Below are 14716 nucleotides of genomic sequence, written 5' to 3' on the forward strand. Positions count from 1 at the left end.
TCACTCCTCGGTCGACGGAGCCGGCTCCGCGGGTTCGGACGGGCCGGCGGGACTGCGGTGCCCCCGCTCGGGCAGGTGCTCGCGCAGCCAGCGCTCGGTGGTGTTGACGTGCATCAGCGCGGCGGCCTGGGCGAGAGCGGCGTCCCGGGCGACCAGCGCCTGGTGGATCGCCTCGTGCTCGGTGATCGTCCGGTCGGCCGTGTCGGCGTCGACCAGGCCGCGCCAGACCCGGGCACGCAGGGTGCGCCCCGAGATGTGCTCCAGCAGCGTGGCCAAGGTCTCGTTGTGGGTGGCGCGGATCACCGCCCGGTGAAAGGCGGCGTCGTGCTGGTTCAGCAGCTCGACGTCGTCGCGCGCCTCCCGCATGGCCGACAGGTGGCCGGAGACCTCGGCGAGCTCCTCATCGGTGATCCGGGTCGCGGCCAGAGCCGTGGCCACCGGCTCGAAGAGTCGGCGCGCCTCCATCAGCTCGAGGACGGTGTCGCCCTGCAGCAGTTCCACCGCGCCGCCGAGGCCCTCCAGCAGCAGGGCCGGCTCCAGGCTGGTCACGTAGGTGCCGTCACCGCGCCGGATCTCCAGCACCCGCGCCACGACCAGCGCCTTGACCGCCTCGCGCATCAGGTTCCGGGAGAGCCCCAGCGAAGCGGCGAGCTGGTGTTCGGGGGGCAGCTTGGATCCAGGCACCAGCTCACCGTCCCGGATCAGCTGGCGGATGCGGGTGATGGCCCGGTCGGTCAGTGACACGGCGCCAACTTAACAGGTGATCCGATGTCTGAGAAGACATAGGATGAATCGCGACGGCATTGCATCACGATGAATCACCGAAATGCCCTGACAAACGGTGTCTTTGAAAACCATTCGTAGTACCACCTAGACTCCGGACGCTGATGCCTAGTTAGATCCATCCTATGTATCAGCGGCGAAGAGAACTGGTCATGGGCGAGCCCGAGTTCGCCGGCCTGACTGCGGTCGTCACCGGAGGGGCCACCGGCATCGGGCTCGCCACCGCCCGACTGCTGGCCGACAGCGGCGCCCGGGTCGCCTGCCTGGACCTGGACCCGCGGGACGTCCCGGAACCGCTCGTCAGGGCCTACGTCGACATCGCCGACGAGCACTCCGTCCGCGCGGGCCTGGCCTGGGCCGCCGAGCTGCTGGGCGGCATCGACATCCTCGTCAACAGCGCCGGCATCGGCGTGCCGGGCGTCGAGGACCTCCCGGACCACGAGTGGCACCGAGCGCTGGAGATCAACGTCCTGGGAGTGGCCAGGACGACCCGGGCGGCACTGCCGTACCTGCGCCGCTCGAGCGCCCCGGCGATCGTCAACGCCTGCTGGACCGCAGCCACCACGGGTCCGGCCCCCGTCCTGTCCCTGGCCTCCGAGACCGTGCTGTCGATGACCCGCGCCACGGCCGCCGACCTGGTCGACGACGGCGTCCGGGTCACCTGCGTCAACCCCGACGCCCTGGTCACCCCCGAGGAAGTGGCCGCCGCCATCGCCTACCTGGCCAGCCCGCTCTCCGCTGCCACCACCGGTACCGAGCTCGCCGTCAACGGCGGGACGAGCGGACCTCAGCCCCGCCCCGGTACCTGACACCACCCGTCCCCCGACGCCCACCCTGCTCGCGAGGTGAACCCATGCCGCAGCACAATCCGCCGCACCCGTCCCGCTTCCCCCGGCGCACCGTACACCTGGACTTCCACACCGGCCCGCAGATCCCCGGGGTCGGCGAGGACTTCGACCCGACCGCCTTCGCGCAGACCTTCCGCGACGCCCACGTGGACAGCGTGACCGTCTTCGCCAAGTGCCACCACGGCCGCCTCTACTACGACACCGCCCGGCCGGAGCGCCACCCCGGCCTGGCCCCGGACCTCGACCTGCTGGCCGAGCAGATCGACGCCCTGCACTCCGTGGGCATCCGCGCACCCATCTACCTGTCCCTGCAGGTCGACGAGTACGCCGCCCGGGAGCACCCCGAGTGGATCGCGGTCGGCGAGGACCTCAAGCTCGCCCGCTGGTCCGCCTCGGCCTTCGACCCGGCCTGGCACACGATGGACCTGTCCAGCCCCTACGCCGACTACTTCGCCGACCAGTTGGACGAGGTGCTGCGCCGCTTCTCCCCCGTCGACGGCATCTTCATCGACATGTGCTGGGACCAGCCGAGCGCGAGCCGCTGGGCGATCGACGGCATGCGCCGCGAGGGCCTGGACCCCGCCGACGCCGACCATCGGAACCGCTACGCCACCCTGGTGGCCCGGCGCTACATGGCCCGCTACTCCGCGATGGTGGAGAAGGCGCTGCCACCGGACGCCGTCCAGGGCGTCTGGTACAACAGCCGTCCCAAGACGGGGCTGTCCGAGGAGCGGCAGTACGTGCGCCACGTCGAGATCGAGGGGCTGCCCACCGGCGGCTGGGGCTACGCGTTCCTGCCCTACGTGGCCCGCTTCGTCCGCCCGCTGGGGCTGCCGACGCTCAGTCACACCGGGCGGTTCCACGAGAGCTGGGGGGACAACGCCGCGCTCAAGCCGCGCGCCGCGCTGCTCTACGAGTGCGCCCAGATGCTGAGCCAGGGTCTGACCCGAGGCGTGGGCGACGTGCTGCACCCGCGCGGTGCGCCGTCCCCGGCGGTGTACGAGCTCATCGGGTCCGTGTACGGGCACATCGCGAAGTGCGAGCCGTTCGTCGACGGCGGCCGGATCGTCAGCGAGGTCGCGGTGATCGCCGACCCGGCGCTCGGCGACAACCCCGGCGCGAGCAACATCGGCGCGGTGCGGGCACTGCAGCAGCTGCGGGTGCAGTTCGACGTGGTCCCGCCCACCTCGGAGCTGTCCCCGTACCGGGTCGTCGTGGTACCGGAGGCGGTCACGGTGGACGACGCCCTCGCCGAGCACCTGCAGCGCTACCGGGAGGCCGGCGGAGCCGTGCTGCTGATCGGACCGGCCCTGCTGCGGGGCGGCACCGAGCCGGCCCTGCCCGACCTCCCGGTCCAGGAGCTGGCCCCGGCGCCCGCGGGCGAGTCCTTCCTCGCCTGCACCGGCGTGGCCGGGGTCCCGGAGGACTTCCCCGTGATCAGCTACGGCTCCCGGCTGACCGCCCGGGCCCTCCCGGGCGCCGAGGTCCTGGCCCGGGTGGTGGCGCCGTACTTCCCGCGCAGCTGGGACCGGTTCTGCGGGCACTCCTACACCCCGCCCGCCGACCTGACCGACGAGGTGGCCGTCGCGGTCGGCGACTCGGTGGCCGTGATCACCGTGCCGCTGCTGGAGGCGTTCCACGAGCACGGCCTGGAGGCCTACCGTCAGCTGCTCGGCGCCGCACTGGACCGGCTGCTGCCGGCCCCGCTGCTGCGGGCCGGCGGGCCGCTGCACCTGGAGACCTCCGTGGTGCGCACCGCCACGGGCACCGTGGTGCACCTGATCAGCTTCGTCCCGGCCCGGGAGACCCCGACCCTGGACCTGGTGCACGACCCGTTCCCGCTGGTCGACGTCCCCGTCTCGCTGCGGCTCGACACCGCACCGCGTTCGGTCCGGCTGGAGCCTGCGGGCGAGGAGCTCTCCTGGGAGCACGACGGCCAGTACCTGCACGTGCGGGTGACCGTCCTGGAGGGGCACGCGATGCTCGTGGTCGAGCACGACTGACCGCCTGGGCCTGACGGGTGGTGGCGCTGGTGTCGACCAGGCCCTTGGAGGTGCCGTCGAGGCCTGGTTGAAGGTGATGTTCGTGCCCTTGTTGAGGTAGTACGTGGTGTCGGCGTAGTTGTCATGGATGTCGATGTCGTGGATGGTCGGCGTCCACATGCCGATCCAGGCGCCGCTGCCGCCGCGGGCGACGTTGTTGTAGGTGTTCCAGTACGAACTGCCCTCGTCCTGGTACAGCTGGTTATTGGTGTTGTTGACGACATCGGTGAAGTTGCCCGCGAACACCGACGTGGTCGAACCGTCACCGTTGCCCTGGCCTCCGTTGGTGTAGATGGGGCCGCCGTCGTGGATGAAGCTGCCGGTGATCGTGGAGTTCTGGGTGCCGTCGGCGAGGTCGATGCCGGTTGCGACGAAACAGCGACATTGATGCTCCTTGGGGAATGACCAGGACACCGGCGGACGCGGACCCGGCCGTCATGAGGACGGTGACGGCCCGCTCGCCATGACACTGTCCACAGGTGGGGAGGTGACCCGATGAATCCTTGGCTGCCGATCGTGTCCGCGAACCAGGAGGCCCAGGCGCGTCTTTTTACACGCAATTCATCGGATGTATCACACTGCAGGGAAAGTACAGTGCTACCCCGCCCCGGGCAATAGGCCAGAGCCCGGGACCTTGTCGTGCCCCTCGGTGGTCTCATACGAAGGGGGTGCCCGCCGGGTGGTGGCCCGACGGACACCCCGTGGTTGCCGGGTCGCCCGCTGTCAGTGCGTCAGGAGAGGTTCCGCTGCCGGGCGGTACCGGTATCAGTCCTCGACGGGGCCGAGGTCGGATGTCGCGCGCAGGTCGACGGTGCGGGTCAGCCGGGCGGCGTGCAGTTCCAGCACGGTGATCTCGTTGGACCCCGGGCGCAGGACGGGGCCGGGCAGGTAGAGCGAGCGCTGGGGGCCGCGGGACCAGAAGCGGCCGAGGTGGAAGCCGTTGACCCAGACGTTGCCCTTGGTCCAGCCCGGCAGGTGGACGAAGGTGTCGGCCGGTGCGTCGACCACGAAGGTGCCGCGGTGGAAGGCCGGGCCGACGACGGGTTCGGCGCCGCCGGTGAAGGCGAGGCCGCTGAGTGAGGTGAGGGGAAGCGACTGGTTGGTCCAGCCGGTGAGTTCGCTGCCGTTGAGGTGGACCTTGCCGAGGAGCCCCTTGCGGTCGTGGATGCCGGGTCCGTAGTTGACCCGGCCCTGGTTCTCCACCAGCAGGCGCAGGACGCTGCCCGGGCGGGGGACGGTGAGCGCGATGGCGTGCTCGTGGTTCTCGCGCTCCAGGACGCCCACGGGCTGGCCGTCGATGAAGACCTGGGCTCGGTCGCGGACCTCCTCGACCTCCAGCAGGGCGGGGCCCGCGGTGGGCAGGACGGTCTCGTAGAGGACGAACCCGAAGTCCTGGCCGAGCTCCTCCATCGTGAGCGGCTGCTCCGAGGACACCGGGGCGTCCGGAAGGGGCAGGTTGTCGAACAGCGGAGCGCTCTCGGTCAGGGCGATGCCGGGCACGGCGAGCTTCGTGCCGCACCCGGGTGTCGGCTGGGGCGGCACGGGGGCGTACTTGGCGATGACCTCGCGGAAGGCCCGGTACTTCTCGGTGGGGTCGCCGCTCTCGTCGAGCGGGGCGTCGTAGTCGTAGGAGCTGACGGTGGGTCGGTAGGTGTGCTTGTCGTTGGCGCCGTTGGTGAAGCCGAAGCTGGTGCCGCCGTGGAACATGTACAGGTTGACCGAGGCACCCGTCGACAGCAGGTCGTCCAACTCCTGTGCGGCCTCGGCGGGATCGCGCACCACATGGCGGGATCCCCAGCGGTCGAACCAGCCGTTCCAGAACTCGCTGCACATCAGCGGGCCAGTGGGCTGGTGGGCGCGCAGGGCAGCGAGCCCACGCGCGGACTGGCTGCCGAAGTTGGCGGTGGCGAGCGTGCCGGGGAGTGCTCCACGGTCGAGGTCGGCGGGCTGGTCGCAGGTGAAGAGGGGTACGTCGACGCCGAGTCGGCGCAGGAGGGCGGCGAGGTGGGCGAGATGGGCGGCGTCGCCGTCGTAGGCGCCGTACTCGTTCTCCACCTGCACCGCGAGGACGGGGCCGCCGCGGGTGGCCAGCCGGTCCAGCAGCGGGGGGAGCAGCCGGCCGAAGTAGCTGTCCACGGCGGTGAGGTACTTCGGGTCCTGGCTGCGCAGCCGGATGTCGGGGTCGGTCAGCAGCCAGGACGGCAGGCCGCCGCCTTCCCACTCGGCGCAGATGTACGGCCCGGGACGCAGCAGGACGTGGAGCCCTTCGGCTGCGGCGAGGTCGAGGAACGCCGGGAGGTCGAGCTCCGCGTCGAGGCGGAAGGTGTCGGGCCGGGGCTGGTGGAGGTTCCACGGGACGTAGGTCTCGACCGTGTTGAGGCCCATCAGGCGGGCCTTGCGCAGGCGGTCGGCCCAGTGGTCGGGGTGGATGCGGAAGTAGTGCAGGCCGCCGGAGATGATCCGGAACGGCTCGCCGTCGAGAATGAAGTCGTCGCCTTGGATCTGCAGGACGGGCATGGTGCGGGGTGCTCCGTAAGTCGTTTCTGGAGTGCGGTTACCGGCCGGTGCTGAAGCCCTGGTCGGTGCCGTACTTGACGGATGCGTCCTGCCAGGCCTTCAGGCCGGAGGTGAGCGTGGTGGAGGAGACGTACGCCTTGCCGACCGTGTCGTTGAAGATCGAGTTGGCGTAGACCTGGTACGGCAGGTACTGCCAGCCGGTCGCCACGTTCTTGGCCGAGTCCGAGAAGATCTTGTTGGCCTGCTGTCCGCCGAAGTACGGGAAGGCGGTGTCCAGGAAGGCCTGGGAGTCGAGGTCGGCCGTGGTGGCGGGGAAGGCGCCGCCCTTGATCCGGTCCTGCACCCCGTCCCCGGCGTTCGCGAACTTCAGGAAGGCGTAGGCGAGGTCCTGCTGGGCGCTGGACTTCATGACGGCGAGTGAGCTTCCGCCGTTCTCGGCGCTGGCGGTCTGACCCTGCTGCCACTGCGGCAGCGGGGCGACGCGCCAGTCACCCGAGGCCGAGGGGACGCCGGAGACGAGGTTGGCGGGCATCCAGGCGCCGATCGCGAGGGTGGCGATGGTGCCGTCGCCCAGGCCCTTGTACCACTGGTCGCTCCAGGAGGTGACGGGCGCCACCAGGTGGTCGGAGAGCAGCTTCTGCCAGGTGCCGGCGAACTTCGCGCTCCCCGCGTCGGTGAAGTCGACGGAGACCTTGGTGCCGTTCACCTTGTAGGGACGGCCCCCGGCCTGCCAGATCATGGTGGTGGTGAAGCCGGCGTCACCGGCGTCGTTGGTGATGTAGGCGTTCGGGTTGGCGGCGTGCAGCTTGGCGGCGTCGTCGACGTACTCGTCCCAGGTGGTGGGCACCTTGAGCTGGTACTGGTCGAAGACCTTCTTGTTGTAGAAGAGCGCCATCGGCCCGGAGTCCATCGGCAGTGCGTAGACGCCGCCGTTGATGCTGACGGAGTTCCACGGTCCGGGCGAGTACTGCTTGGAGAGGTCGGACGCTCCGTACTTGGAGAGGTCCTGCAGCGACTTGCCGAGCGCGAACTGACCCAGCGCGTAGTACTCGACCTGGGCGACGTCGGGGGCACCGTTGCCGGCCTGGATCGCGTTCTGCAGGGCGGTGTACTGCTTGTCGCCGGTGCCCGCGTTGACCAGATTGACGTGCACCTTGGGGTACTTGGCCTCGAAGTCGGTGACGACCTGCTTGAGGGTGGGCTCCCACGCCCACACCGTGATCGTGCCGCCCTTGTCGAGGGCCGCGTCGAGGCTCGAGGCGGACACCGGGCCGGAACCGGAGCCGGCGGTGGAGCTGCTGCTGCAGGCGGTGAGGGCGAGCGCGGCGGCGCACACCAGGGCGAGGCCGCCCAGCGGGTGGCGAACTGTCTTGGTTCTCATCTCAGTCACTCCGATATCGCGGGTGGGTTGGAGCAGGCGGGCGGGGGTCCGGGGCCTGTCTGACAATTCGCGTCGGATCAGGCCGGGTCGTTCGGTGCGTGCTCTCGGCGTGCGGCAGGGACGCCCTCGTAGCGGAGCTACTTGGGCGTTTCGGCCGTGCGGCGAGAGTGCGTGCCGGGCGGGCCGGACCCGGCGGGAATTGTCAGACAGGCCCCAGGGAGCCGGGTCACTCCTTGACGCTTCCTGCGGCCAGGCCGGACTGCCAGTACCGCTGGAGCAGGAGGAACGCCGCGACCAGGGGGAGGATGGTGAGCAGGGACCCGGTGATCACCAGGTTGAACACGGGCTGTCCGCCCGCGGTGGCCGCCTGGTCGTTCCAGGCGTTGAGGCCGAGCGTGAGCGGGTACCAGTTCGGATCCTTGATCATGATCAGCGGGAGGAAGTAGTTGTTCCAGGTCGCGACCACGGTGAACAGCAGCACGGTGACGATCCCGGGGGCGAGCAGCGGGAGGCTGATCCGGACGAAGGTGCGCAGCTCGCCCGACCCGTCGACGCGCGCCGCCTCCAGCAACTCGGTGGGGACCGCCTCGGAGGCGAAGACCCACATCAGATAGAGCCCGAACGGGGAGACCAGCGAGGGGATGATCACGGCCCAGGGCGTGTTGGTCAGCCCCATCTTGCTGAACATCAGGAAGGTGGGGACGGCCAGCGCGGTCGTGGGCACGGCCACCGCGCCGACGACGAGGGCGAACACGGTCCGCTTGCCGCGGAAGTCGAACTTCGCCAGCCCGTAGCCGCCGAGCACGGCCAGGCAGGTGGCGCCACCGGCGCCGAGCACCACGTAGAGCAGGGTGTTGAGCAACCAGCGACCGAAGATGCCGTCGTGGTAGGTGAGCGTCTGCCGGATGTTGTCCCACAGGGCGAAGTGGCCGCTGAACCAGATGCCCGGCGATCCCAGCAGGTCCTTCTGGGTCTTCGTCGCGCTGATCACCAGCCAGGCCAGCGGCACCAGGGTGTAGAGCATCACCACGCCCGCGAGGAGGGTGACCCAGGCGCTCCGGCGGGGGCGGTCGACCGAGTGGACTCGCCGGCGCGTCCGCGGGACGGTGCCGGCGCGGTGAGTGCGGGGCCGGGCCTGGGCGTCCGTTGCGGTGGGCATCGGTCACGCCTCCTTTCGCATGCCGCGCAGTTGGAAGGCGTACGCGATGATCATGGTGATGACGCCCATGATGATCGCCACGGTGGCGGCGTAGTTCTGCTGGTGGCCCGAGAAGGACAGCGTGTAGGTGTAGTAGTTCGGCGTGTAGTACGTCGTGATCGCGTTGGGCGCCGGAATCTTGAGGATGGCGGGCTCGTTGAAGAGCTGGAAGCTGCCGATGATCGAGAAGATGGTCGCGATGACCAGGGCCCCGCGGATGGCGGGGAGTTTGATCGCCGTGATGACCCGCCACTGGCCGGCGCCGTCGATCGCGGCCGCCTCGTAGAGCGAGTGCGGGACGACTCGCAGCGCCGAGTAGAAGATGAGCATGTTGTAGCCGACGAACTCCCAGGTCACGATGTTGGCGATGCCTGCGAGCACGAGGTGCGGTGACAGCGGGTCGGGCAGCGTGATGCCGAACGCCCGGTTGATGTCCCCGACCAGACCGAAGCGCGATCCGTAGAGGAACTCCCACATGAGCGTGGCGACGACCGCCGGCACCGCGTAGGGCAGGAAGACGGTGACCCGGAAGAAGCCCTTCCCGTACAGCCGTCCGCTGTCCAGTGCCAGGGCGGCCAGCAGGGCGATGCCGAGCATGATCGGGACCTGGACGGCCAGGAAGAGCGCCACCCGCGCCAAGCCGGACCAGAACTTGGGGTCCTGGAAGGCCTGTTGATAGTGGTCGAGGCCGACGAAGGAGTTGCCGCCGATCAGGCGGTCCTGGAACAGGCTGAGGTAGATCGAGTAGCCGATGGGTGCCAGGAAGACCAGGGCGAACACCGCCAGGAACGGCCCGGTGAAGCCCCAGCCGGCCAGGCCGCGCCGGCCCCGCCCGCGCGGTGGGGTTCCGCGACCCGCTGCGGCGGCTGGTGAGTTGATCGTCATGACCGTCCCGAGGTGGAGGATGGTGGTTGCGCGCGTCGATGTTTACGTAAACATCACCGCGGGCAGACGGTGGACGTTTACGTAAACATTGGATTAGCGTGATGTTGACACCGCCGCCCGACAGCGTCAAGAGGAAACGTCCGGTCCACCCGGCGCAGCTGTGGACCCGAGCAGGAAGGCAACACGTGAGCAGGGCAAAGACTTTGCCGGCCGCCACAGAAGCGGCGGACGCCGCCACGAGCGAGCGCCGGCGGCAGCGCGGTGCGTCGATGGCCGATGTCGCCAGTCTGGCCGGAGTCTCCTCGCAGACCGTCTCCCGCGTGTCGAACGGCAGCAAGGGCGTGGTCGAGGAGACCCGCCAGCGCGTGCTCGCCGCCATGAAGGAACTGGGCTACCGGCCCAACAGCGCGGCCCGCGCCCTGAAGGCCGGAGAATTCCGCACCCTCGGTGTCATCCTGTTCACGCTCTCGACGACGGGCAACGTCCGAACCCTCGAGGCGATCACCGAGTCGGCCGCCAAGGAGGGCTACGCCATCACGCTCATGCCGGTGGCCGTCCCGACCCAGACGGGCGTGCACGGGGCGTTCAGCAGGCTCAGTGAACTCGCCGTGGACGGCATCATCGCGATCATGGAGGTCCACCTCCTCGACACGGCCACCATCTCACTGCCCCCGCACATCCAGGTCGTCGTCGCCGACTCCGACGCGGGCGACCGCTACAGCGTGGTCGACACCGACCAGAGCGAGGGCGCGCGCGCCGCCGTCCAGCACCTCATCGACCTCGGCCACGACACCGTCTGGCACCTCGCCGGACCGGAGGGCTCGTTCGCGGCCCAACGCCGAGCGGACGCCTGGCGGGCGGTCCTCGGGCAGGCCGACCGGACCGCGCCGCCGGTCGTACGCGGCGACTGGTCCGCCGAATCCGGCTACCGGGCCGGCCTCCTGCTTGCGGGCGAACCCGACTGCACGGCCGTCTTCGCCGCCAACGACCAGATGGCCCTGGGCCTGCTGCGCGCGCTCCACGAGAGCGGCAAGCGCGTTCCGCAGGAGGTCAGCGTGGTGGGCTTCGACGACATCGCGGAAGCCTCCTCCTTCATCCCTCCGCTGACCACCGTCCACCAGGATTTCGGCGAGGTCGGCCGGCTGTGCGTCGAAGGGGTCCTGCACCAGATCCGCAACCAGACGGCCGAGCACGGCACCACTCTCGTTCCGACCCGCCTTGTCGTGCGGGCCAGCAGCGCCGGCCCGCCGGTCCCCGGCCCTGCTCAGACGAAGTAGGACAGGTTCACGAAGAAGGAGACGTAGGCGATGCCCAGGATCACCACGAAACTGGTGAACCACCCGTAGTGCACCTGACGCCACGGCACCTTGGCACCGGGGAACAGGGTCCGGAACGCGGACCAGCTCAAACTTCCCCGCTCCCTGACGGGTGCCTGCGCCGGTGGGGCGGTCAGCTGGTCGAACAACCGCTGCAGCGACTCCTGCTCCCACAGGCGGGGGTCGAGGACCAGGGGCGTGTCCTCCAGCGAGGTGATCACCACGCGGTCCTTGTGGTTGCCGTCAACGGGTATCCGCACCTTGTGCAGGCCCGTGACATCGGACTCCAGCGTCTGCAGCACGAGCCGTCCCCACCGGTCGCGGACACTCAGCACACCGTCGTCCAGGACGATCCCGGCTTTCGCCCGGCGCATCGCAAGGCCCCCGGCGAACCACACCAGGGGAACGACCACCGCGAGGATGCTCACGACCAGGCCCGCCCAGCCCGCCCCGACCGAAGTGCCGCGCCCCGCGGCCACCCGGAACCCGATGCGCAGCGTCCCAATCACGATCAGCGGCGCTCCCCCGATCAGCGGACCCTTGTAGACGCTGTTGTCGGCTCTGACCTTGATCGAGCCGCCCTGAGAAGTCGTCATCTCTTGTGACATGGGCCGATTGTGGCACCGCGAGTAGTCCGTCAGTGCGATTTTGATCAGCCTCGAGCCGCGCACCCGGGACGCGTCCGACCGGATGCCGGCCTTGGCGGGGCGTGGTGACATGACCTTCACAGCTACCGCACGGTAGACCCCCAGTAATCCGTATCCGATCGTCATGACCTGCGGTTACGCTGTTCATGCCAACTGCGCCCGGGGCCCGGCGCCGGCTGAGCGACAGGTTTCCGTGGGGCGAGCGGGGGACGATCATGCGGGTACGGCTGCTGGGTCCGGTGGAGCTCCACGAGCCTGACGGGTCCGCAGTCCCGATCGCCGCACCCAAGCGCCGAGCCGTCCTCGCCGTGCTCGCCCTGGAGCTGAACCGCGTGGTGCCCGTCGAGCGGCTGCTCGACCTGATCTGGGACGGCGCCCCGCCGCCCCGCGCCCGCAGTGCGCTGCAGGGGCACGTCTCGGCGCTGCGAAGACTGCTGACCGCGCCCGGCCTCACCCTGGTCACCCGGGATCCGGGATACGCCCTGCTCGGCGCCGCCTCCGAGGTCGACCTGCACCTCTTCCGCAGCTGCTACGACCAGGCCACCGGGACCGCGGACGACCGGACCGCCGCCGACCTGCTCGGCCGGGCACTCGACCTCTGGCAGGGCCGACCGCTGGCCGATCTGCCCAGCGCCGCGCTCCGGGACGATGCCGCGGCCGGGCTCGGCCAGCTCCGGCTCGCCGCCCTGGAGGCCTGGGGTGAACGCAAGTTGAGGCTCTCGCTGGGCCGCGAGGTGCTGCCCGCGCTCGAACAGGCGGTCCGGGACGACCCGCTGCGCGAACCGCTGATCCGCCTGCTGCTGCTCGCCTTCCACCAGGCCGACCGGCAGGCGGACGCGATCGAACTCTTCCAGCGCACCCGGAAGTTGCTCAGCACCGAGCTGGGCGTCGATCCCGGAGCGCCGCTGCGCGCCGCCTACCAGACGGTGCTGCGGGCCGAGGCGGCCGTGACCGACCGGCCCGCGCACGTCGACCGGCCCGCGCACCCCGACCGCCCCGCACCCGCCGACCGGCCCGCGCACCTCGACCGGCCCGTCGTTCCAGCCCAACTCCCTGGTGAATCAGCCGGGTTCGTCGGGCGCCGCAAGGAACTGGAGGCCCTCGATCGGGCCTGCGGAGCCGGAGCGGAGCCGGGCCTCGCCCTGGTGGTCGGCCCGGCCGGAGTCGGCAAGTCCACCTTGACGCTGCACTGGGCGCACCGGAGGGCCGCCGACTTCCGCGACGGCCAGCTCTTCGCCGACCTTCAGGGCTTCTCCGCCACTTCGCCGGTCACCACCGCCTCCGTGCTGGCCGGCTTCCTGCATGCCCTCGGCGCGCCGGACTCCGACATCCCCTCCGACCTGGGCCAACGGGTCGCCCTCTACCGCTCGCTGCTCGCCGGCCGCCGCCTGCTGGTCGTCCTCGACAACGTCCGTGTGGTCGCCGACGTGCTGCCGCTGCTGCCCTCCGGCCCGGGCTGCGCGGCCGTGGTGACCAGCCGAAACCTGCTGGACAGCCTGGTCGCCCGGCAGGGCGCCTCGGTGCTGCGGATCGAGGCGCTGGCGCCGCAGGAGTCGCGCGACCTGCTGGCCGGCACCGTCGGCGGCAGCCGGATCGCCGCCGAGGAGGAGGCCGCCCGGGAGCTGGTACGGCTCTGCGACGGACTGCCGCTGGCCCTGCGGGTGGCCGGCGCCCGGCTCGCGACCCATCCGGACTGGACGGTCGCGGATCTGGTCGGCGAACTCTCCGACGAGCAGGCCCGACTCGCCGGCCTCACCACCGACGACGCCGACCTCGGGGTGGAGGCGGCCCTGAGCCTGTCGTACCGCGCGCTGCCCGGCCCGGCCGCCGAGCTGTTCCGGCTGCTGGGTCTGCACCCCGGCCCGGATGTGGACCGCTGGAGCGCCGCCGCGCTGGTCGGCCGCTCGCCGGCCGAGACCCGGCAGACGCTGGCCGCGCTGGCCTCGTCCCATCTGCTGCAGGAGACCCGACCCGGCAGGTTCGCGCGGCACGACCTGGTCCGCCTCTACACCGTGCAGTTGGCGCAGCGGGGGCTTTCCACCCAGGTGCGCGACGAGGCGCTCGGCCGGCTGCTCGACTACTACCTCGCGGCGACCGCCGCCGCGGCGGAGCCGGCCAGCTCCCAGCCGAAACTGCTCTACCGTCCGAGGCCCGGTTCGGTCGAGATCCCGGCGCTCGACGGCACCGCCGAGTGCCCTGCACGCTGGTTCCGCAGCGAGGCAACCACCGTCCGGGCCCTGGTGGCCGGCTCCGCGGACGGGCCGCGAGCCGGCCAGGCCTGGCGGATCGCCTGCAACACCATGCCGCTGTACTTCGGCACCGAACACGTCGACGACTGGCTGGCCGCGAGTCTGGCGGGCCTGCGGGCGGCCGAGTCCGACGGCGAGATGTCCGGCCGGTCGAGGCTGCATGCCGAGGTCGGGATGGCCCTGGAGGAGCGCGGCGAGTACCCGGAGGCGATGCGGCACCTGGAGCGGTCGGTGCGGCTGGCCCGGGAGTCCGACAGTCGGGAAGCCCGCCATCTGGCCCTCTTCCGGCTGGGCATCGGGCAGTTGGGGGCCGGCGCGCTGCCGCAGGCCCGGCAGACCATCGAGTCCTGCTTGCAGGAGGCCCGCGAGCTGCGGGACGTCCCGGCACAGGCGCAGAGTCTCAACAACCTCGGTCATGCGCACAATCTGCTCGGCTCGCATCTCGAGGCGCTCGCCTGCGCCGAGCAGGCGCGCGACCTCACCGCCGGGGCGCCGTCCTCACACACCCACCTGGCCTCGCTCTGCACCATCACCGAGGCGCTCCAGGCACTGGGCCGAAGGGCGGAGGCGATCGGATGCGCCCGGGAGGCTGTCCGGCTCTGCCGCGCATCCGGCAATCCCGCCTTCGAGGCCCACGCCCTCTACCTGGTCGGCCAGTTGCAGAAGGATCTCGGCCGGCCGGCGGACTCGGCCCGGTCGCTGCGGCAGTCGCGGGACCTGCTCGCCCCGCTGGGCCGGACCGAGGCGGCCGACCGGTAGCCACTGCCGGCCGGCCTACCGATACCCGCTGCCGGGCGACCGGGAACCGCTGGTGCCCCGCCCAGGAACTCCCGGGCCGGGCACCAGCGGT

The 14716-nt window shown here is 70.7% G+C and carries 11 protein-coding genes; 5 read left to right on the forward strand and 6 right to left on the reverse strand.

Features of this window, described 5'->3' with window-relative positions:
- Positions 1 to 744 (reverse strand): FadR/GntR family transcriptional regulator, encoded by a 744-nt coding sequence (locus BR98_RS02710; protein ID WP_083975901.1) that lies wholly within the window; start codon positions 742 to 744, stop codon positions 1 to 3.
- 191 nt (positions 745 to 935) lie between these two features.
- Here BR98_RS02710 and BR98_RS02715 point away from each other — a divergent pair, with 191 nt between their 5' ends.
- From BR98_RS02715 to BR98_RS38920, 3 genes are all read left to right on the forward strand, one after another.
- Positions 936 to 1592, forward strand: a complete 657-nt coding sequence (locus tag BR98_RS02715; RefSeq protein WP_035839649.1) for an SDR family NAD(P)-dependent oxidoreductase — start codon at positions 936 to 938, stop codon at positions 1590 to 1592.
- 44 nt (positions 1593 to 1636) lie between these two features.
- A complete protein-coding gene (locus BR98_RS02720; RefSeq protein WP_035839652.1) occupies positions 1637 to 3634 on the forward strand; it encodes a beta-galactosidase trimerization domain-containing protein in 1998 nt (665 codons plus the stop codon).
- A 123-nt stretch (positions 3635 to 3757) separates the two neighbouring features.
- The gene (locus BR98_RS38920; RefSeq protein WP_157537333.1) at positions 3758 to 4078 is read left to right on the forward strand and encodes a hypothetical protein; all 321 of its coding nucleotides are present in this window, start codon (positions 3758 to 3760) and stop codon (positions 4076 to 4078) included.
- Positions 4079 to 4438: 360 nt separating this feature from the next.
- On the opposite strand, the gene BR98_RS02725 is transcribed toward BR98_RS38920, so the two are convergent.
- From BR98_RS02725 to BR98_RS02740, 4 genes are all read right to left on the reverse strand, one after another.
- On the reverse strand, positions 4439 to 6190 hold the full coding sequence (locus BR98_RS02725) for a glycoside hydrolase family 35 protein (protein WP_035839654.1): 1752 nt from the start codon (positions 6188 to 6190) through the stop codon (positions 4439 to 4441).
- Positions 6191 to 6227: 37 nt separating this feature from the next.
- Positions 6228 to 7571: an ABC transporter substrate-binding protein gene (locus tag BR98_RS02730; protein ID WP_035839657.1), complete on the reverse strand. Its 1344-nt coding sequence runs from the start codon at positions 7569 to 7571 to the stop codon at positions 6228 to 6230.
- A 226-nt stretch (positions 7572 to 7797) separates the two neighbouring features.
- A complete protein-coding gene (locus BR98_RS02735) occupies positions 7798 to 8730 on the reverse strand; it encodes a carbohydrate ABC transporter permease (RefSeq protein ID WP_035839659.1) in 933 nt (310 codons plus the stop codon).
- Positions 8731 to 8733: 3 nt separating this feature from the next.
- Entirely contained in the window at positions 8734 to 9654 is a 921-nt protein-coding gene (locus BR98_RS02740; RefSeq protein ID WP_035839661.1) for a carbohydrate ABC transporter permease, read from the reverse strand.
- A gap of 269 nt (positions 9655 to 9923) precedes the next feature.
- On the opposite strand from BR98_RS02740, the gene BR98_RS02745 reads away from it, so the two are divergent.
- On the forward strand, positions 9924 to 10931 hold the full coding sequence (locus BR98_RS02745; protein WP_035839664.1) for a LacI family DNA-binding transcriptional regulator: 1008 nt from the start codon (positions 9924 to 9926) through the stop codon (positions 10929 to 10931).
- Here BR98_RS02745 and BR98_RS02750 read toward each other — a convergent pair.
- Positions 10919 to 11743: a hypothetical protein gene (locus BR98_RS02750; protein ID WP_035839666.1), complete on the reverse strand. Its 825-nt coding sequence runs from the start codon at positions 11741 to 11743 to the stop codon at positions 10919 to 10921. The two genes, BR98_RS02745 and BR98_RS02750, sit on opposite strands and share 13 nt — an antisense overlap.
- Positions 11744 to 11763: 20 nt before the next feature.
- On the opposite strand from BR98_RS02750, the gene BR98_RS02755 reads away from it, so the two are divergent.
- A complete protein-coding gene (locus tag BR98_RS02755) occupies positions 11764 to 14625 on the forward strand; it encodes an AfsR/SARP family transcriptional regulator (RefSeq protein ID WP_083975905.1) in 2862 nt (953 codons plus the stop codon).
- The last annotated feature ends 91 nt before the right edge of the window (positions 14626 to 14716 follow it).

Source organism: Kitasatospora azatica KCTC 9699 (assembly GCF_000744785.1).
Lineage (GTDB): Bacteria > Actinomycetota > Actinomycetes > Streptomycetales > Streptomycetaceae > Kitasatospora > Kitasatospora azatica.